The following is a 16,635-nucleotide window of genomic DNA, read 5'->3' as shown; positions in this document are numbered from 1 at the left end:
GAGAATTGCCGTCGCTCCGACACGGGTCGCACCGCCGCTCATTGCTTCGATCCGGTCTTGGCATTGGCAAAAGCGCGCAGTGTCTTTGCATCACGGTAGCCGTGCAGCACCGCACCGTCGCGCGCCCGGACGATTACCGGGGTTCCGGCAAAGCCGTTGGCCTGTGCAAAGGCTTCGTTGGCATCGAGCGCAGCTGCTTTCTTGCAGGCGGCGCGCGGTTCGAGGTGCTTGCCGGTATAGGCGGCATGGAGCGCCCCGACCGGATCGGCGGCGCAGAGCACCGCCTCGGACCTGCGCCGGCTCGATGCGCCGAAGATCGAGATCGGCCGTTCCTCGACAAGAACGCCTGCCTTCTCGAGTTCGCCGGTGAGCCGCTTACAGTAGCCGCACTGGAAATCCGAGAAGACAACCAGCTTCGGCCCCTTGGGATTGCCCCACAGGATCGCGCCTTCCTTGGGAAGGGCTTTGAGATCGACATGCGTCGCGACCTGCCTGTCGCGGGTTTCGGCAACGTCATGGCGCCCTCCAGTGTCCTCGCCGGCGTGGCGGGCTGCGCCGGCGGCGAGCAGGTCGGGGTTGAGTTCGAGCAGGCGCGCGGCAGTCACGTCGCGCCGCTCCTCCATGTCGTAGAGCCGCCCGACGAAGAGGTAGCGTGCCGCTTCGTCGATGTAGAACAGCGTCTCTCCCGAGACGACCTCGCACCATGGCGCGAATGTCGTGCAATCGAGCGAGTCGATCGGCGTTCTGGGCAGACGAAGCTTGAGCGCTTCAACCACATCTCGCGTGATCGCGGCCTGCGCGGGCATGGCGGTTACGATCGCGACGCCGCTTGTAAGGAGGGCTGCTGCGCTGGCGGCGGCGAGCGATATGTGCGCGGCGCGCGCCTTGAGGCCGGGCCGCTGGTTCGAGTAGTTCATTGGGGTGTGCTCCTGACATGGACGCCGTCGAGAAAGACGATCTCGACTGCGATGCCGGTCGGCATCTCGACGACGGGTTGGTACTGTTCTGCGCGTTCGATGAGGTATTTGCTGACGGTGTCGGCGGCTTCGCCCGCGCCCTGGCCCAGGCCGCCTGCGAGGATGTCGGTCGGCGAGAGCGCGTCGCGCTTGCCGTCGCTGCCGACAGGCTGCGCAAAGATGCCGTTGGCATTGGCCGAGAAGCCGCGGCCGAAGCCGCCGACGATTCCGGCGAGCAGCGCCTGGCTGACGAGGCTGCCTTCGCGGCTGACGACATTGCCGCGCACGCCCGACTTGCCGGCGAAGGCGATGAATCCCTTCACTTCGCTCACCGCGAAGCGTCCGCCGGGCTGCGCACAGGTCATGCGCACGAGCTTGACGTAAACCTTCTCGGCCGAGAGATCGCCTCGCGCCGCGCCGTTGACGAGGCAGCCGGTGAGATCGGTGGTGAGGAGCTTGTTGCCCTGCAGCACCGAGCGCGCCGGACCGGTGATCCGCAGCACCACGGGCAGCGGATCGCTCTGGCTGGTGACCCCGGTCGAGGCGTCGACCCCGACGATTACGGTGGCAGGTGCATAGCTGTTGGGCGGCAGGTAATCGCGGCTTGCCTCGAGCAGCAGCGCCGGCGCGCTTTCGGTTGCCTTGGCCTTGGCGGTGCCCGGCTTGTCGTTTGAGAAGCTCAGCAGGCTTGCCTTGGGTTCGCTGGGTGGCTCGAGCGGTCCAGGAGCGAAGCCCGGAGCCCGCGGATCGACTGCGGCCACCGGCGCAACTGGGGGATTGGTGCGGACGGTTTCGAGTTCCGAGCGCAAGGCAGCGTTCTCCGCCGAGATCGCATCGATCGCAGCTTGCCCGTCGCTCAGCATCCGCGCGTTCTCGCCCCGCAGCTTTTCGAGCTCCTGCTCGATCGAAGCCCTGGGAAGCTGGGTCTCCTGCAGGTCCTTGATCGCCTTGCCCTGCGCATCGAGGCGGTTGCCGTAAGTGGCGACGAATTCGCGCTGCGAGAGATTGCGATTGACCAGCGCGCCGGTCTCGATCGTGGTTGCGCCCGCGCCGTCGGCGCTCGCTTCATCCTCGCCGCCGAAGATGAACATCGAACCGGCGATGAGCGCCACGCCGCCGATCCCGGCAAGCAGCAGCTTCTGGCGCTGCGCGACCGTGCGGTTGAGATCGCGCCGGGCTTCGCCGCGCGTCTCGTCCTTTGGCGCTGCCGCGGGCGTATAGCTTGTGTCGGTATCGGCCATTATTCGAGCCCTCCCTTGGTAAAGACAAGGAAGGCCTGAGTGCTCTCGCCGGGCTGGAGGGAGTTGCGGCCATAGGCAAAGGCCAGCGCCCCGGCGGGCGCCTCGCGCTCACCGGCAAGGTCGACGGGCGCCGGGCCAAGATTGCGCAGGGTGAAGGCCTGTCCGATCAGCTCGGCACCTTCGTATTCGGCGACCTGCTGCACTTCGAGACTGTCGGTTCGGCGTGGTCGAGAGAGTTCGGCGCGGGCCCGGAAGCCTGGCAGAACCCCGTCGCTCGCCATCGCCCCGATAAGGCGGATCGCGGCCTCGTCGCGGGTCGCTGCTGTGCCTTCCCATTCGCTCGCCTGGGATTTGGCGAGCGCGGGATTGGTGACGAAGAGCTGGCTCGCTTCCTCGCCTTCGACGCGGCAGGTGAACTTGTAGACATAGCCTGCGCTGCTCGTCGCGAAGAAGCTGACCCTTGCGCTCGCATATTGCAGCGGCACCGAGACATAGATGTCGCCGCGCACCGGCTCGTGGGTCACCTCGAAATCGTTGTAGGGAAAACCGCTCGCCATCTTCGAGACATTGGCGAAACCGTCCTCGATGAGGGCGATACGGGTCAGCGCGCCGCGTGCGAGCACGCAGTCGATCGCGGCGCCATCAGCGGCCTCGACGAACTGGTCGGCATGTGCCGGTGAAGCGTAGGCGGCCGTGGCGATTGCCAGCGCAACGCTGGTCAGCGCGGCGGGGAAGGGGCGGGATAGGAGTGTCATGGGTTCTCCTCCTCGTTTTCGGTTGGGAGCTGGCGGAAGCCGGTGAGGCCGAGACTGAGGCCGCGGCGGTTCCAGCTGAATTCGAAGCTGCGCTCTTGGCTTGCGATCACCTGCGCACCGACGAAGGTCTTGAGCGTGCCGGTGACGACAGCGGTGAGCGCCTGCGCGTCGACCACCATCCGCGAGATGACGAAGGCCTGGCTGATGTCCGAACCGCGCTGCTCGTCGACGATCTTGACGAGCTCGGCCTTGAGGCTCCCGTGCGCTGACGGATCTGCCACCTTGAGGACCTGTTCCATCCAGTAGTCGAGGCTCTCGGGTGCGCGATTGAGCAGCATGAGCGCGGTGTCGCGGGTTACGAGTTCGAGGTAGTGCGCATCGGTACCGCCGCTCCCGAGCGTCAGGCGCTCGGTCGTGACAGGCACCAAAATGACGCTTTCCTCGCGCGTCGCCGCCGCGCCGACCGCCAGCAGGCTGGTAAGGCCCAGCACGGCTGACAGCGCGGCGAAGCGGTTGCGCTGTTTGAGGTGACGCTGCGCTTCCTCATAGGCGAATTCGTATTTCACTTGGGTCCTCCCTCAGCCTGCGAGCAGGCGGCAGTGGGAGGGCGGCGTGGCTTTCAGCCCGAGGAAGCTCCTCGGCAGATACCAGTAGGCAGCATGGACCAGTTTCGACCCTGCGCCTGATGCCTTCGCCTTTCGAAGGGCGAACCAGGTCATGACCGATAGGCCGGTGCCGATGATGATGTGCTGCGAAAGGATGCCCCACGCGAAGGGGACGAGCAGTCCCGCAAACTCGTCGATGGTCCAGAAGCCGATGAGCTCCGGGTCGTCGAGCCGCCGTGGAACGAGGTATCTGTCGGCCATGCCGCCCTCCCGTCGTTAGACCGCGATCAAATGGTTGCGGTCACGACCGACGTGACGATCGGCACGCCTGTGCCGACGCCAATTCCGACACCGACCGGGACCGCGACCTGCCCAAGGGCGAAGCGGCCCGAGGCGAGCGCGATCAAACCGCCGGCAAGGCTGAGGACGGTGATGATCTTGCCGCCCGAACCTTCGAGGAAGTCAGTGAACTTCTGCAGCGCCGGATCAAAGGTCGTGTCGGCACCGGCATAGGCGGCACCGGCGCAGGCGAGCGCAATCGCGGCCGGAAGAATATAGTCGCGGGCACGAATGCCTTTAACGGATGGGCGGGGAAGGGTGATTGCATTGTTCATCGAGGAACTCCGTTTCGAACATTGGCAGCGATGCGTTCGCTGTATGTTCTTTCCTCGATTGGAAGGCAGGGTGTAGGAAAACGGAAACTGCCGCACGCGGCATTCCGACCAAGAGAAATCGTCGATTCTGGGCAATCTGACCAGGCTTTGCGCGACCGGTGCAGACATTGCGGCCAAGAATACCGATCATTGCGCCACCCATACCGAAGTCTGAGATCGAGGGACCGGAAACTGCGCGAATCAAATCGTGTGACGATGAGCCAGTTTCCTACGTGTTGCTTATTTGTTCTTTTTCCTTTCCTACAGTTTGACGCGTCGCCTAGCCTGTTGGTGATTCGCTGAAGATCACCGGAAGCAGGAACAATGGCGCGAAACACAAACGACAAATGGGAAGAACTATCGCGAGGAGTCGCCGCTTTCCTCGACCATGCCGTGGACGAAAGTGGCAAGTCCCGGCGGACGATTGCCGCACAGACGAATATCAACAAGGACGCGCTCCGACGCATCCTCGCCGGGACAAGGTCAGCCACACTGCCAGAGGCGCTGGCCATCCTTGACGCGAGCGGACACGCGCCGCGCACCTCCCTGATGCTGGCACTCGCGGGGTACTCGCAGCGTAGCAAGGATTGGCAGAATAGCGGCGTGCTGGAATTTCTTGAAACCTTCATAAGCGAGTTGCCGTCTGCTTTGGATCAAGCGCTGGGCCAGAGGCTGCTCGATGTGAGACCGCGCTGGGCAAAGGGGACCGCGCACCGCACCGCCGGTCTCCTGTCGGATCACCTCGCGCAACTGGAGCGGCAGGATGAACAAAGCTTCGCTCTCTGAAATGACGACTGGTCTCGAAACGGACGCGGAAGCCGTTCCTGTCGAGCCAACGCCAGACCGGCTCATTCGTCTTCCCGAGGTCATGGCGCGCGTGGGCCTGCGCCGAACGGCAATCTATCAGCGGATGCGCGAAGGCCGTTTTCCAAAGTCGCGTTCGCTCGGTCCCCGTTGCACGGTTTGGGTCGAAGCCGAGATCGATGACTGGATCGGTTCTATTGTCGAACGCACCGACGAGATATGTCAGAACACGCCCCGAATTTCGAGATGATCATGGTTTGCGTCCCGTCACCGCTCGAATAAACGCGCGCTGTCCCGCTAGCCGGAAAGCACTTCGATTATCCGGCATTCGCCAACCGCTCCGTGCTGGCAGTCGTCGACCATATGGCGCAGTTCGGTTCGCAGTTTTCGCAAGTCACCAAGCTTCCGATCCACTTCGCGTAGGTGGAGGCTGGCAATAGAGTCCACGGCTTCGCACGATTGCGATGGATCATCCGACAAAGAAAGCAGTTGGCGCACCTCCGCCATGGTGAAGCCAAGGTCGCGTGCGCGGCGGATAAACCGCAATCTGGCCAATTCGGTCGGGCCATAGTCCCGGTAGTTTCCGGCGGTGCGTGGTGGTTCCTCCAGCAATCCGGTCCGTTCGTAGTAGCGGATCGTTTCGGCGGTCGTGCCGGTCTTCCGCGCCAGGGCACCAATCTTCATGGGTTTCTCGCAATGCTTGACCTTGTAGCCACTACAAGGTGCATAAGACGATTCGAAGATGCAAGCAGAACGGTAAAATCCTGTGGCAAAGAAGGACATTATTGAACTTATCGAAGCTGAGCGGTGCGTTTTCCGTGCCGCCAGGCAGTCTGGTGACCGGGCTTTGGCTTGGACCGCGCTCGAGCGGGAACATATTCTGGGCCAGGGCTTCTTCGGGCCGCACCTTCGTTCACATATGACGATGCTGAGCTATGCAGTTGAAACCCGCGATGGCCGCGAAGTTCTGGGGCAGGTCATACGTCTTGCGCTCGCTCCCCTTGGCAATCTCACCGGACGGCTCCCCTGGGGCAATACCGGACGCGCAAACGTGAGCGCATTCGCGCCAATGCCATACCCGGACGACCTCGCGGAGGTTTTCACCATCTCTTCGGACGAGGTTCGCTAGCACGCGCCATGGCAATTCTATCCAACGAACAGGTTGAACGTCTCTACGACAAGAACGCGGGAATCTATGACCGATTGGTGTCGGGGTTTCGGTGGGCCGGTCTTGGTCGCTGGCGACGCGATCTGGTTAACCGGCTTGAACTCAACGCCGGTGACCATGTGATCGATCTATGTGCTGGCACCGGCGCAAACCTCGCGTTTCTGCTTGAAAGAGTAGGACCAAGCGGCAAGGTGACGCTGGTCGACCTTTCGCAAGGCATGCTCGACCAAGCCCGTCGACGAGCGAAGCGCCTGCGAGCTAGCAATGTCGAATTTGTGAAGTCAGACGTAGCCGCCTTCCGCTTTCCGAGCGAGACCAGCGCAGTCATCAGCACCTTTGGACTGGAAATGCCACCTGACTACGCCGCGATCATCGAGCGCGCCTCAGCTGCTCTCCCGACGGGTGGCCGGATGGCCCTGCTTGGCCTGAAGCACCCCGAGCGCTGGCCGCGATGGCTGATTGAAATCGGCATAGTGCTGACCAAACCATTTGGTGTGGCGCGGGAATATGAAGAGTTTCGCCCTTGGCTTCCAGCACGCAAAGTTTTGCGCGAAGTTCATTTCCGCGAGTTTCTGGCCGGTTGTGCGTATGAATTCGTCGGTGCCAAATCGTGATCATGAAAAGACAAGCGCTCAGACAGCCGTGGTTGCGCAAGCTTTGCAAGGCTCCTAAAGGGTTGAGTAACATGCCGCGGCTTGTGTTCCCCTTCCTTGCGATCATCGCCATTCTTTTCGGTAGTGTCCTATCGTTACCTGACGCGCATGCTTCAGAAGGCGAAAGCTTCGTTCATGCGGCCGATCACGTTTATGCGCATGGGGCGGACCACTTCGATAGCAATGATCCCGAGCCGGACCATGATGGTCAGGACCATTCGGCAACGCATCATCACAATTGCAGCTTCAGCCTCGCCGATAGTGGAGTGTTCCTGGGGTCGCCCTTTGCGCGCACGAATAGCCTGAAGGGTCCGCTTGCGACTTCGATGCTCACCTCGCGCGCGCCGCCGGTTCTGATCCAACCTCCCAAAGCCTGACAGCAAATCATGTGCGAGTGCGCCTGCGCGTGCGCTCGATTGGTTTCAGTCAGGAGATACAATAATGCGGTGCTTTGCACTGGCCGCGGCCTTGATTGCCGTGTCCACGGGTTCGCCAGTATTGGCACAGGAAACAGTTACACTCGAGGAAGCGCTCGCTCGAGCGGGCGTCGGCATTGAAGGGGAAGATGACCCTTCCAGCAATCCACGGGTTTACGGCCCTCAGGCGGAGGCCGAAGCCGCGCGTGCGGCTATCGACCAAGCACGCCTCCGACCCAATCCCGAGCTATCGCTCGAGGCCGAAAACATCGCGGGCTCCGGCGCTTTCTCCGGGCTGCGATCGACCGAGTATACCCTAGCGATCGGTCAGCCGCTCGAACTCGGCGGCAAGCGAAGCGCACGCATCGCGAGCGCACGCGCATCGTCCGATTTCGCCGGCTTGCAGAGCGAATTTGCCTTGTCGCAACTCGCTTTGGGGGTGCGCGAGCGTTATGTGCAGGCTGTCGCCGCAGGCCAACGCCTCGTTCTCGCGCGGGAAATCGTCGAGCGAAACCGTGAACTGACGCGGATCGCCAACGTGCTTGTAGAGGTCGGGCGGGAGCCGCCTCTTCGAGCTATGCGTGCACAAGCTACGCTTGCCGAGGCGGAGGCCGAATTGCAGGCTGCACAAGCAGACGATTTAGCAGCACGTCAGGCGCTCGCGGCTCTCTGGGTATCCGGACATCCCAATCCCGCAGTATCGAACGTCTTTCCTGACTTATCGCCGCCCCTTGCGCCGCCGGTTTCCGAAGATCCGTTGCAACTGCGCATTGCGGGCGCTCGAACCAGCTTTGCTGAAGCCGAAATTGCGCGTGAGCGCTCGCTTGGCGTTCCCGACCCAACGCTGTCGGCAGGCGTGCGCCGTTTTGAGGAAAGCAACGATCAAGCGTTCATCGTCGGGATTTCCATTCCGCTTCCCTTTCGCAACCGCAACCAGGGCAACATCGCAGCCGCCGAGGCGCAATACCGCGCGGCAAGCGCGAGCGAGGCGATAGCCGAGGCGGACTACCGCGTGGAGTTCGAGCGGACGCGAACGCTTTATCTGGCCGCCGAAACGCGTGTGGAGACCCTCTCCAGCGCATCCCTGCCGCAGGCTGAGGAAGCGCTCAGGCTCGTCGAAATCGGCTACCGCAATGGCAGATTTCCGCTGATCGAAGTTCTGGCGGCTGCCGAAGCGCGCGACGCCATTCGTGAAAATCTGATTCAGGTAGAAGAGACCCGCGGCCTGCTCGCGGCGCGGCTCATCTGGCTCAACACACAGTGAGGCCCATTTCCATGGAACGTAGCCATTTGATCGCCGTAAGCGGCGTCCTGATCTTGCTGGCCGCTTTGGCCTGGGTCTTCTGGCCCGCTGACTCAAACGGACCCGACCAGCAAGCGGAACAAGGTAAAAAGAGCGAAGTCTCCGAAGGCGTTCTGCTGATCGACAAGAAGCAGATCGCAGCTTCGTCGATAGAAATCGAAGCTGTCCAATTCGGCGCAGCAACGGAGCTTGTATTCCCAGCGACCGTCGCCGCGGCGCCGAATGCCAGCGCACGGATCGATGCGCGTGCATCCGGTGTGGTGAAGAGCGTGAACAAGATGCTTGGCGATTATGTCAGGCAGGGGGAGGTGATCGCGCGGATCGAGAGCGCTGATGCTGCCGGACTGGCTGCGCAGGTCGCTGCCGCGCGTGCGCGGGTCAATGAACTGTCTGCGCTCTACGACCGCGAAAAGCGGCTGTTCGAGGCCAATGTGACGGCCCGGCAGGATCTCGAAGCGGCGCAGGCCAATCTGCAAGTGGCAAGATCGGAGCTGTCACGCGCACAAGCCGCATCCGCAGCTGCTGGTGTCAGCGGGGATGGGCGTTCGCTGGCCGTGACGAGTCCGATTTCAGGGCAGATCACCAGCGCGCCGATCGTGCTTGGCTCCTACGTCTCCGCCGGTGAAGAGATGTTCCAGATCGTGAACGCGAGCGGCTTGCAGGTGCAGGTCGCCTTGCCTGCCAGCGATGCTGCGAGAATTCGGCCGGGCGATGAAGCTACGTTGGAGCTCGGGCAGGACCGGGAGATCGGCGGACGTGTGCGCTCGGTGACCCCGGCACTCGATCCGGAAAGCCGTAGCGCGACAGCGATAATCTCACTCGCCGGAGCGGTCCCCGGATTGCAGCCAGGCGCATTCTTGCAGGCGCGCATCCGACCCTCAGGTGAAACCGATGCGACCTCGATCTCGGTGCCTGAATCCGCAGTTCAGATGGTCGAAGGCCGTGAAGTCGTGTTCGTTCGCACGCGTACCGGGTTTCGGGCGATGCCTGTCGTGACGGGATCGCGCTCGGGAGGGCGCATCGTGATTGAGTCCGGATTGCAGAATGGCCAGCGGATCGCGACCGAAAACGCCTTCCTGCTCAAAGCCGAACTCGGAAAAGAGGAGGCCGAACATGGACATTGATCGGTCTGAAAGCGGTTTCGAGGAGGAGCGCAGCAGCCATGATGGCCTGATTGGCGGCGTCCTTGACTGGTCGGTGCGCAATCGCTGGGCGGTCGTAGCCTTTGCCCTAGGTGTTGCCATTTGGGGCGCGTTCAATCTTGCAAAACTGCCGATTGATGCGGTGCCGGACATCACCAATGTTCAGGTGCAGATAAACACCGAGGCACCGGCCCTCTCGCCCTCGCAGATCGAAACGCAGGTAACCTTCCCTGTCGAAACCGGACTAGCCGGTATCGAGGGACTTGAGATGACCCGCTCGATCTCGCGTAACGGCTTCAGCCAGGTCACCGCGATCTTCGAAGAAGGCACCGACATCTACTTTGCCCGGTCGCAGGTCGAAGAGAGGATCGCCAACCTGGCCTCTTCGCTTCCTGCAGGTGCGGAGCCGTCAATGGGTCCGATTGCAACCGGTCTCGGCGAGGTGTTGATGTATACCATCGAATTCGAGCATCCGGGTGGAACCGATGCGCCCAAGGGTGGTGCTGTTGGCTGGCAGAAGGACGGCAGCTTTCTCACGGACCGGGGCGAGCGATTGGACACGGCGGTGGCAAGAGCCGCCTATCTGCGCACGGTACAGGATTGGGTTGTCGCGCCGCTGATGCGTACGGCCAACGGCGTGGCGGGCGTGGACTCGATCGGTGGCTTTGAGAAGCAGTACCTGGTGCAGCCAGACCCCGACCGCCTCAACGGCTACGGCGTTTCGCTCGACCAGCTGATTACCGCGCTCGAAGCGGCGAACCAGGCCGAAGGCGCCAACTTTGTCGAACGGGCTGGCGAAGCTCTTCTTGCACGTGTCGATTCCCGGCTGAATTCCGTAGAAGACATTGCGCAGGCAGTGGTGGCAACGCGCGAAGGTGTGCCGATCCGCGTCGGCGACGTGGCAACGGTCGAAATTGGCGGCGATCTCCGCACTGGTGCAGCCTCGCTGAATGGCGAGGAAGCCGTCGTCGGTACTGTGCTGATGCGCGCAGGCGAAAACAGCCGCACCGTAGCTGCGGGTGCTGCCGACAGGCTCGACGAGATACGATCGTCGCTTCCGGCAGGAGTTGAAGCGGAGATCGTCTACAACCGTTCGACACTCGTAGATGCGACCATCGTGACGGTACGCAACAACCTGGTCGAGGGCGCGCTGCTCGTCATCGTCATTTTGTTCCTGCTGCTTGGAAACATCCGCGCCGCGATCATTGCAGCTCTGGTCATCCCATTGTCGATGCTGATGGCAGCTATTGGCATGAACCGGCTTGGCGTATCGGGCAATCTGATGAGTCTTGGAGCGCTTGATTTCGGCCTGATCGTCGATGGCGCTGTCATCATCGTCGAAAACAGCATCGCGCGCCTCGCCGCAAGGCAGGAGCACAAGGGACGTTTGCTCACACTGCGCGAACGCCTTGCCGAGACGCGGGCAGCGGCGCATGAGATGATCAAGCCAACGGTGTATGGCCAGGCGATCATCTTTCTGGTTTTTGCGCCACTCCTCACCTTCACCGGGGTTGAGGGCAAGACATTTTCGCCCATGGCCATCACGGTGATGCTGGCACTTGCCTCGGCATTCATCCTCTCGCTCACGTTCGTCCCCGCGATGATCGCTCTCTTGCTGAACAAGAAAATCAACGAGCAGGAAGCAAAGCCCATCCGAATGACAAAGGAGCGCTATGGTCCGCTGCTGCGCAGAGCGCTTGCCCGTCCATGGCCTGTCATCGGTACCGGAGTCGGCGTGTTCGCGCTCGCGGCGCTTGTCTTCAGCTTCATCGGCAGCGAATTTACACCGCAGCTCGACGAGCGTGATCTGGCTGTCCAGTCATTGCGTATTCCTTCCACCCCACTGGAGCAGTCGCTTACAATGCAGCGCCAGGTTGAAGCGCGATTGAAGCAATTCCCGCAGGTTGAGCTGGTATTTTCGCGCACCGGCACGGCAGAGGTCGCGACCGACCCTATGCCGCCGAACATCTCGGATGCCTATGTTATCCTCAAACCGCGCGAAGAATGGCCTGACCCCTCGCTGTCTAAGGATCAACTTGTAAGCGAGATGGAAGAGGCGCTCGGCAATCTCGTTGGCAATCTCTATGAATTCAGCCAGCCCATCGAGCTGCGCTTCAACGAGCTCATCGCAGGCGTTCGCGGCGATGTCGCGGTCAAACTCTACGGCGATGATCTCACGGCCATGACGGCAGCAGCCAATGAAGTTGCCACAGTTCTCCGCGGCGTTGATGGTGCGGCCGACGTGAAAGTTCAGCAAGTGTCGGGCTTTCCAACGCTCGATATTGCCTTCGATAGACCCACAATCGCGCGTTACGGCCTGACGGTCGAAGACGTGACACAGTCGGTTGCCATTGCCCTTGGCGGTCGCAAAGCGGGTCTCGTGTTCGAAGGTGACCGGCGGTTCGATGTCGTGGTCAGGCTGTCCGATGCGAACCGCAACGACTTTGACCAGCTTGGAACATTACCCATTGTCCTGCCCAATGGCGGAAGCGTCCCGCTTCGTGCTGTGGCAGAATTTCAGGTGATAGATGGGTTGGCCGAAGTCCGGCGCGAGCAAGGGCGCCGACTGGTGATTGTGTCCGCCAACGTCCGTGAACGTGATCTTGGGTCATTCGTCGAGCAGGCACAGTCCGAGGTTGCCGCGAATGTTGATTTGCCGTCCGCATCATTCATCGAATGGGGTGGCCAGTATCAGAACCTGCAACAAGCTCAGCAGCGTCTGCTCATCGTGGTCCCGCTTGCCTTCGCGGTTATCCTACTGTTGCTTTATATGGCGGTCGGCGGTTGGGTCCCTGCGCTGGCGGTGTTCAGCGCAATCCCCATGGCACTGGCTGGCGGGGTCTTTTTCCTGGCTCTGCGCGGCATGCCTTTTTCCATCTCGGCAGCGGTGGGGTTCATTGCTCTCTCCGGGGTTGCGACGCTGAACGGCCTCGTCATGATCACAGCGATCAAGCAGCGTCTCGAGCAAGGCTTGGAACTGGGCGACGCGATCATCGAGGGCGCGATCGCGCGGCTGCGGCCGGTGTTGATGACAGCGCTAGTTGCATCGCTCGGCTTTGTTCCGATGGCGCTTGCGACGGGAACCGGGGCCGAAGTGCAACGTCCATTGGCTACGGTTGTCATTGGTGGGTTGATCACCGCCACGGCGCTCACCCTGTTCGTATTGCCAGCCATTGTAAGCCTGATCTTCGCGAGAAAACCGCGCGCGACCCAGGTTGAGACATCAGCAGCAGCGAGGAGCGACAGCTAGTGACACGGAATATCGAACTCGAACTATCGTCGCTTCTCCCGGACATTCCGAGCGACACCGACAGATGTATCGCTCGGCTGCAGTCGTTGCTCAGTTCGCGGGCAGGTGTGCATGCGGTTGAGGTCGTTGAAGGATCGAACAGTGCACCTGCCCAGCTTGCAATATCTTACGATCCCGATCGTCTCACGATCGCGCGGATCAGAGAACTTGCGCACGTAGCAGGAGCGGAAATTTCCGGGCGCTACGGGCATGTTGTGTGGCAAACCGAGGGCATTAATTCGGTGCGCCGGGCGCAGACAGTCGCAGATCTGGTAGCCCGCGAATCCGGCGTACTTGAAGCAAATGCCGATGCGAGCGGAAAGCTGGTCGCCGAGTTCGACCGCCGGCGTACCGATGAGACCGCGATTGCCAATGCGCTGCAAGAACTGGGGGTTTCAATCAAGGCCGACAAAATCGCCGCAAATGCCAGAGATGCTGAAGAACACCGCCATGACGATAAAGATCATTCCGGGCACAGTCACGGCGGCATCTTCGGCGCTAATACTGAACTCTTTTTCTCGCTCGCTTCGGGCGCATTTCTCGCCATCGGCTTCGGGATCGAGAAGCTATGGGACGGGCATCCGGTCTGGCTGCCGTTCGCTTGTTATATAGCGGCATATTTCTTCGGAGGCTTCTTCACTCTCCGAGAGGCGTGGGACAATTTGCGCCTCCGCCGGTTCGAAATCGACAGCCTCATGCTTGTCGCCGCTGCGGGCGCCGCCTTTCTCGGGGAATGGGCCGAAGGCGCGCTACTGCTGTTCCTGTTCAGTTTCGGCCACGCGCTTGAACACTACGCGATGGGGCGCGCGAAGAAAGCTATCGAAGCGCTCGCCGAGCTTGCCCCGGACACCGCACGGGTAAAGCGCGGAACTGACGTAGTTGAGATCCCGGTCGAGGAGCTTGCGCTAGGCGACGTGGTAATCGTGCGTCCGAACGAACGCCTTCCGGCTGATGGCTTCATCCTGGACGGCGTCAGTGCCATCAATCAGGCTCCGGTGACCGGCGAAAGCGTGCCGGTCGACAAGAGCGCGGTTTCGAATGTCGCTTCTGCGCGCGCAAATCCTGACAATCTTGCGGACAACAATCGCGTCTTCGCGGGGACGATCAACGGATCGGGCGCGCTCGAAGTGGAAGTGACCCGGCGATCGAGCGATACGACCCTAGCCAAGGTCGTCCAAATGGTGAGCGAAGCCGAGGCTCAGCAATCTCCTACTCAGCGCTTCACGCAGCGCTTCGAGCGAATTTTCGTGCCTGCCGTGCTCGCTCTGGCCGGCCTGCTCCTTTTCGCATGGGTTGTCATCGACGAGCCGTTCCGCGACAGTTTCTACCGGGCGATGGCGGTGCTTGTGGCTGCGAGCCCCTGCGCTTTGGCGATCGCGACCCCGAGCGCGGTCTTGTCCGGAGTGGCCAGAGCTGCACGCAGCGGCATTCTGGTAAAGGGCGGCGCGCCGCTCGAGGATCTCGGTGCGCTCAAGGCCATCGCGTTCGACAAGACCGGTACTCTTACCGAAGGCGAACCCCGCATTACCGATGTTGTGGCAGCGCCCGGCGTAGCGGAACGAGAGCTGCTTGCGATTGCGTCTGCCGCCGAAAGCCTGAGCGATCATCCTCTGGCACAGGCGATCGTCAAGGATGGCCGAGAGCAGCTCGGCGATGAGACACTGCCCCAAGCGCGCGATCTTGAAAGCTTCACAGGCAAGGGCATCACCGCAATTGTTGGCGATGAGCGGGTGTGGATCGGCAAGCTCGAGATGTTTGGGCAAGATGGGGTCCCTCAGCTCAGTGCCGAACTGTCGGATGCTATAGAGTCCATGCGCGAGCGCGGGCGAACGACAATGGGCGTTCGCTTGGAAACGCGCGATCTCGGAGCGATCGGCTTGCTCGACACGCCGCGCGCGGCGGCAAAGGCGACGCTCGAAGCGTTGCGCGGCCTCGGGATCACCCGAATGATCATGATCTCGGGCGACGACCAAAGAGTGGCCGATGCGGTTGGAAAGGAAGTCGGCCTCGACGAGGCCTGGGGCAATCTGATGCCCGACGACAAGGTCAAGGCCATCCGCAAGCTTGCCGGCCAGGACAAGGTTGCGATGGTCGGAGACGGGGTTAATGACGCTCCGGCCATGGCGAACGCAACGGTCGGAATAGCAATGGGGGCTGCCGGCTCGGACGTTGCATTGGAGACAGCCGATGTCGCGCTGATGGCCGATGATCTCGCCCGACTGCCTTTCGCCGTCGATCTGAGCCGACAAACCCGGTCAATCATCCGGCAGAACATGATCGTCAGTCTCGGAATTGTTGTCGTGCTCATCCCGGCAACAATTTTCGGTCTCGGGATAGGCCCCGCTGTCGCAGTTCACGAGGGATCAACGCTAATCGTGGTCGCCAATGCGCTTCGCCTTCTGGCGTATAAAGAGAAGGGCAGCACAAAAGACATAGCGGAGAAGTCAGTATGAGCTGCACCGATGACTTCGATCTGGATTCGGCGGACAAACGGCGCACATTGTGGATCGTATTGTGGCTCAACGTCGCAATCGCGGTTGGTTTCTTTGTCGTTGCCTATTTTGCGGACTCGAACGCGCTCTTGGCCAATGGGCTCGACAATTCATCCGATGCATTTGTCTACGCGCTCAGTCTTCTGGCTCTCACCCGTTCGCAATCCTGGAAACGAGGGGCCGCGCGTTTCTCAGGCATTATGCTCCTAGTCTTCGCCGGAGGCGTTATCGCCGATGCCGTCAGGCGTTTCATCGAAGGCTCCGAGCCGGGCGGCTTGATGATGATCGCCATGGCGGCCATCGCGGCGGTGGTGAACCTCATATGCCTGCGCATGCTCCAGAAGCTTCAGCAAAAGGATGTCAATCTGCGCGCAGCGACCACCTTTAGCTTCAACGATTTCATATCGAACGGCGGCATCATCGTCTCCGGGATCATCGTTATGCTTACAGGGGCAAATTGGCCAGACCTCGTGGTTGGGATCGCGGTTGCTGGCATCGCCCTGTATGGCGGGATCGATATCCTTCGCGATGCGCACAGGGATAAGCATGAGGAAGCGGGCACCGAACATATCAAAGGCGACGAATTCCGAAGATGATGCTCGAATTTCGCATTTTGGTCGCTGGATTGCCTCGGCTCCGTATTCAGACTATCGCAGCTTCGTGAAGTTTGTTCGCGCCTTGACCCTGATTTGCTTCAGCTTTGGACTGTTTGTGCAGGTTGCTGCGCAAGCGGCCGTTCCGCAGAGCGAAATGGCTGGGTCGGCTGATTGTGCTGAAATGGCGCAAAGCATGACCGAGCACGGCATGTCTGAACACGCGATGCCCGAACAGATGGTGACCGATACGGAACCGACCGAACAGCATGGCTCATGCTGCGAGATGAGCCTCGATTGTCTCGTAGCCATGAATTGCCTGCCGCCGCTGGCGCTTGCGGGTCCGGGACTGGCGCATGCAGGACCGTTTCCTGTTGCGCCTACGTATCTGGCCGCTAGCGCCAACAGGCTCGACAGCCAGCCTCGACCGCCGGAATCTCCGCCTCCACAAACCGAACTCACCATCTAGCATTTCCCGGGCGGTGCTCTGCGCCGTTTGCGAGCTTGACGGATTACTTGACTTGCGCCGTGTCGATTGACGCGTACGCCGAAGTCGTTCCCGGCC

18 protein-coding genes are annotated in these 16,635 nt (G+C 61.4%); 11 read left to right on the top strand and 7 right to left on the bottom strand.

The window, feature by feature from the left end; translation table 11 throughout:
- Window positions 1-38: 38 nt before the first annotated feature.
- The 6 genes from VR863_RS07270 to VR863_RS07245 are packed head-to-tail and all read right to left on the bottom strand — an operon-like array spanning window position 39 to window position 4,171.
- The gene (locus tag VR863_RS07270) at window positions 39-917 is read right to left on the bottom strand and encodes a DsbC family protein (RefSeq protein ID WP_324827799.1); all 879 of its coding nucleotides are present in this window, start codon (window positions 915-917) and stop codon (window positions 39-41) included.
- Window positions 914-2,197: a TraB/VirB10 family protein gene (locus VR863_RS07265; protein ID WP_324827798.1), complete on the bottom strand. Its 1,284-nt coding sequence runs from the start codon at window positions 2,195-2,197 to the stop codon at window positions 914-916. Before VR863_RS07265 ends, VR863_RS07270 begins: the two co-directional genes overlap by 4 nt.
- Window positions 2,197-2,952: a type-F conjugative transfer system secretin TraK gene (locus VR863_RS07260; protein WP_324827797.1), complete on the bottom strand. Its 756-nt coding sequence runs from the start codon at window positions 2,950-2,952 to the stop codon at window positions 2,197-2,199. The genes VR863_RS07265 and VR863_RS07260 overlap by 1 nt, the downstream gene beginning before the upstream one ends.
- The gene (locus VR863_RS07255) at window positions 2,949-3,518 is read right to left on the bottom strand and encodes a type IV conjugative transfer system protein TraE (RefSeq protein WP_324827796.1); all 570 of its coding nucleotides are present in this window, start codon (window positions 3,516-3,518) and stop codon (window positions 2,949-2,951) included. Before VR863_RS07255 ends, VR863_RS07260 begins: the two co-directional genes overlap by 4 nt.
- Window positions 3,519-3,530: 12 nt before the next feature.
- The gene (gene traL / locus VR863_RS07250; protein ID WP_324827795.1) at window positions 3,531-3,818 is read right to left on the bottom strand and encodes a type IV conjugative transfer system protein TraL; all 288 of its coding nucleotides are present in this window, start codon (window positions 3,816-3,818) and stop codon (window positions 3,531-3,533) included.
- Between the two features lie 26 nt (window positions 3,819-3,844).
- Window positions 3,845-4,171, bottom strand: coding sequence for a hypothetical protein (locus tag VR863_RS07245; protein ID WP_173214078.1), 327 nt, complete (start codon window positions 4,169-4,171; stop codon window positions 3,845-3,847).
- Between the two features lie 432 nt (window positions 4,172-4,603).
- Here VR863_RS07245 and VR863_RS07240 point away from each other — a divergent pair, with 432 nt between their 5' ends.
- Window positions 4,604-4,996 carry a hypothetical protein gene (locus VR863_RS07240; RefSeq protein WP_324827794.1) on the top strand — a complete coding sequence of 131 codons (393 nt, stop codon included), beginning with the start codon at window positions 4,604-4,606 and terminating at the stop codon, window positions 4,994-4,996.
- 1 nt (window position 4,997) lies between these two features.
- Window positions 4,998-5,264: an AlpA family transcriptional regulator gene (locus VR863_RS07235; protein ID WP_324827793.1), complete on the top strand. Its 267-nt coding sequence runs from the start codon at window positions 4,998-5,000 to the stop codon at window positions 5,262-5,264.
- A 47-nt stretch (window positions 5,265-5,311) separates the two neighbouring features.
- On the opposite strand, the gene VR863_RS07230 is transcribed toward VR863_RS07235, so the two are convergent.
- Window positions 5,312-5,698 (bottom strand): MerR family transcriptional regulator, encoded by a 387-nt coding sequence (locus VR863_RS07230; RefSeq protein ID WP_010412642.1) that lies wholly within the window; start codon window positions 5,696-5,698, stop codon window positions 5,312-5,314.
- Window positions 5,699-5,780: 82 nt separating this feature from the next.
- On the opposite strand from VR863_RS07230, the gene VR863_RS07225 reads away from it, so the two are divergent.
- The 9 genes from VR863_RS07225 (at window position 5,781) to VR863_RS07185 (ending at window position 16,539) form a co-directional block, all read left to right on the top strand.
- Entirely contained in the window at window positions 5,781-6,143 is a 363-nt protein-coding gene (locus VR863_RS07225) for a DUF3703 domain-containing protein (protein ID WP_324827792.1), read from the top strand.
- 8 nt (window positions 6,144-6,151) lie between these two features.
- Window positions 6,152-6,796, top strand: coding sequence for a class I SAM-dependent methyltransferase (locus VR863_RS07220; RefSeq protein WP_324827791.1), 645 nt, complete (start codon window positions 6,152-6,154; stop codon window positions 6,794-6,796).
- A 2-nt stretch (window positions 6,797-6,798) separates the two neighbouring features.
- Window positions 6,799-7,212: a hypothetical protein gene (locus tag VR863_RS07215; RefSeq protein ID WP_173214090.1), complete on the top strand. Its 414-nt coding sequence runs from the start codon at window positions 6,799-6,801 to the stop codon at window positions 7,210-7,212.
- A gap of 64 nt (window positions 7,213-7,276) precedes the next feature.
- Window positions 7,277-8,515: a TolC family protein gene (locus VR863_RS07210; protein ID WP_324827790.1), complete on the top strand. Its 1,239-nt coding sequence runs from the start codon at window positions 7,277-7,279 to the stop codon at window positions 8,513-8,515.
- Window positions 8,516-8,580: 65 nt separating this feature from the next.
- Window positions 8,581-9,678, top strand: a complete 1,098-nt coding sequence (locus VR863_RS07205) for an efflux RND transporter periplasmic adaptor subunit (RefSeq protein ID WP_324827789.1) — start codon at window positions 8,581-8,583, stop codon at window positions 9,676-9,678.
- A gap of 46 nt (window positions 9,679-9,724) precedes the next feature.
- On the top strand, window positions 9,725-12,946 hold the full coding sequence (locus VR863_RS07200) for an efflux RND transporter permease subunit (RefSeq protein ID WP_324827868.1): 3,222 nt from the start codon (window positions 9,725-9,727) through the stop codon (window positions 12,944-12,946).
- On the top strand, window positions 12,946-15,438 hold the full coding sequence (locus VR863_RS07195) for a heavy metal translocating P-type ATPase (RefSeq protein ID WP_324827788.1): 2,493 nt from the start codon (window positions 12,946-12,948) through the stop codon (window positions 15,436-15,438). The genes VR863_RS07200 and VR863_RS07195 overlap by 1 nt, the downstream gene beginning before the upstream one ends.
- Window positions 15,435-16,073 (top strand): cation diffusion facilitator family transporter, encoded by a 639-nt coding sequence (locus tag VR863_RS07190; protein WP_324827787.1) that lies wholly within the window; start codon window positions 15,435-15,437, stop codon window positions 16,071-16,073. The genes VR863_RS07195 and VR863_RS07190 overlap by 4 nt, the downstream gene beginning before the upstream one ends.
- Window positions 16,024-16,539 carry a hypothetical protein gene (locus tag VR863_RS07185; RefSeq protein ID WP_324827786.1) on the top strand — a complete coding sequence of 172 codons (516 nt, stop codon included), beginning with the start codon at window positions 16,024-16,026 and terminating at the stop codon, window positions 16,537-16,539. Before VR863_RS07190 ends, VR863_RS07185 begins: the two co-directional genes overlap by 50 nt.
- The last annotated feature ends 96 nt before the right edge of the window (window positions 16,540-16,635 follow it).

The sequence above is a fragment of the Qipengyuania zhejiangensis genome (genome assembly GCF_035607565.1).
GTDB lineage: Bacteria > Pseudomonadota > Alphaproteobacteria > Sphingomonadales > Sphingomonadaceae > Qipengyuania > Qipengyuania zhejiangensis.
The sequence above is the reverse complement of the archived record's forward strand: the minus strand, read 5'-3'. Positions and strand labels throughout refer to the sequence as shown.

Bases quoted from the DNA above. Each gene is read 5' to 3' on its own strand.
- VR863_RS07235 (WP_324827793.1), top strand. From the start codon at position 4,998: ATGACGACTGGTCTCGAAACGGACGCGGAAGCCGTTCCTGTCGAGCCA.
- VR863_RS07270 (WP_324827799.1), bottom strand. From the start codon at position 917: ATGAACTACTCGAACCAGCGGCCCGGCCTCAAGGCGCGCGCCGCGCAC.
- VR863_RS07190 (WP_324827787.1), top strand. From the start codon at position 15,435: ATGAGCTGCACCGATGACTTCGATCTGGATTCGGCGGACAAACGGCGC.
- VR863_RS07245 (WP_173214078.1), bottom strand. From the start codon at position 4,171: ATGAACAATGCAATCACCCTTCCCCGCCCATCCGTTAAAGGCATTCGT.
- VR863_RS07210 (WP_324827790.1), top strand. From the start codon at position 7,277: ATGCGGTGCTTTGCACTGGCCGCGGCCTTGATTGCCGTGTCCACGGGT.
- VR863_RS07215 (WP_173214090.1), top strand. From the start codon at position 6,799: ATGAAAAGACAAGCGCTCAGACAGCCGTGGTTGCGCAAGCTTTGCAAG.
- VR863_RS07265 (WP_324827798.1), bottom strand. From the start codon at position 2,197: ATGGCCGATACCGACACAAGCTATACGCCCGCGGCAGCGCCAAAGGAC.
- VR863_RS07185 (WP_324827786.1), top strand. From the start codon at position 16,024: ATGAGGAAGCGGGCACCGAACATATCAAAGGCGACGAATTCCGAAGAT.
- VR863_RS07260 (WP_324827797.1), bottom strand. From the start codon at position 2,952: ATGACACTCCTATCCCGCCCCTTCCCCGCCGCGCTGACCAGCGTTGCG.
- VR863_RS07220 (WP_324827791.1), top strand. From the start codon at position 6,152: ATGGCAATTCTATCCAACGAACAGGTTGAACGTCTCTACGACAAGAAC.
- VR863_RS07230 (WP_010412642.1), bottom strand. From the start codon at position 5,698: ATGAAGATTGGTGCCCTGGCGCGGAAGACCGGCACGACCGCCGAAACG.
- traL (WP_324827795.1), bottom strand. From the start codon at position 3,818: ATGGCCGACAGATACCTCGTTCCACGGCGGCTCGACGACCCGGAGCTC.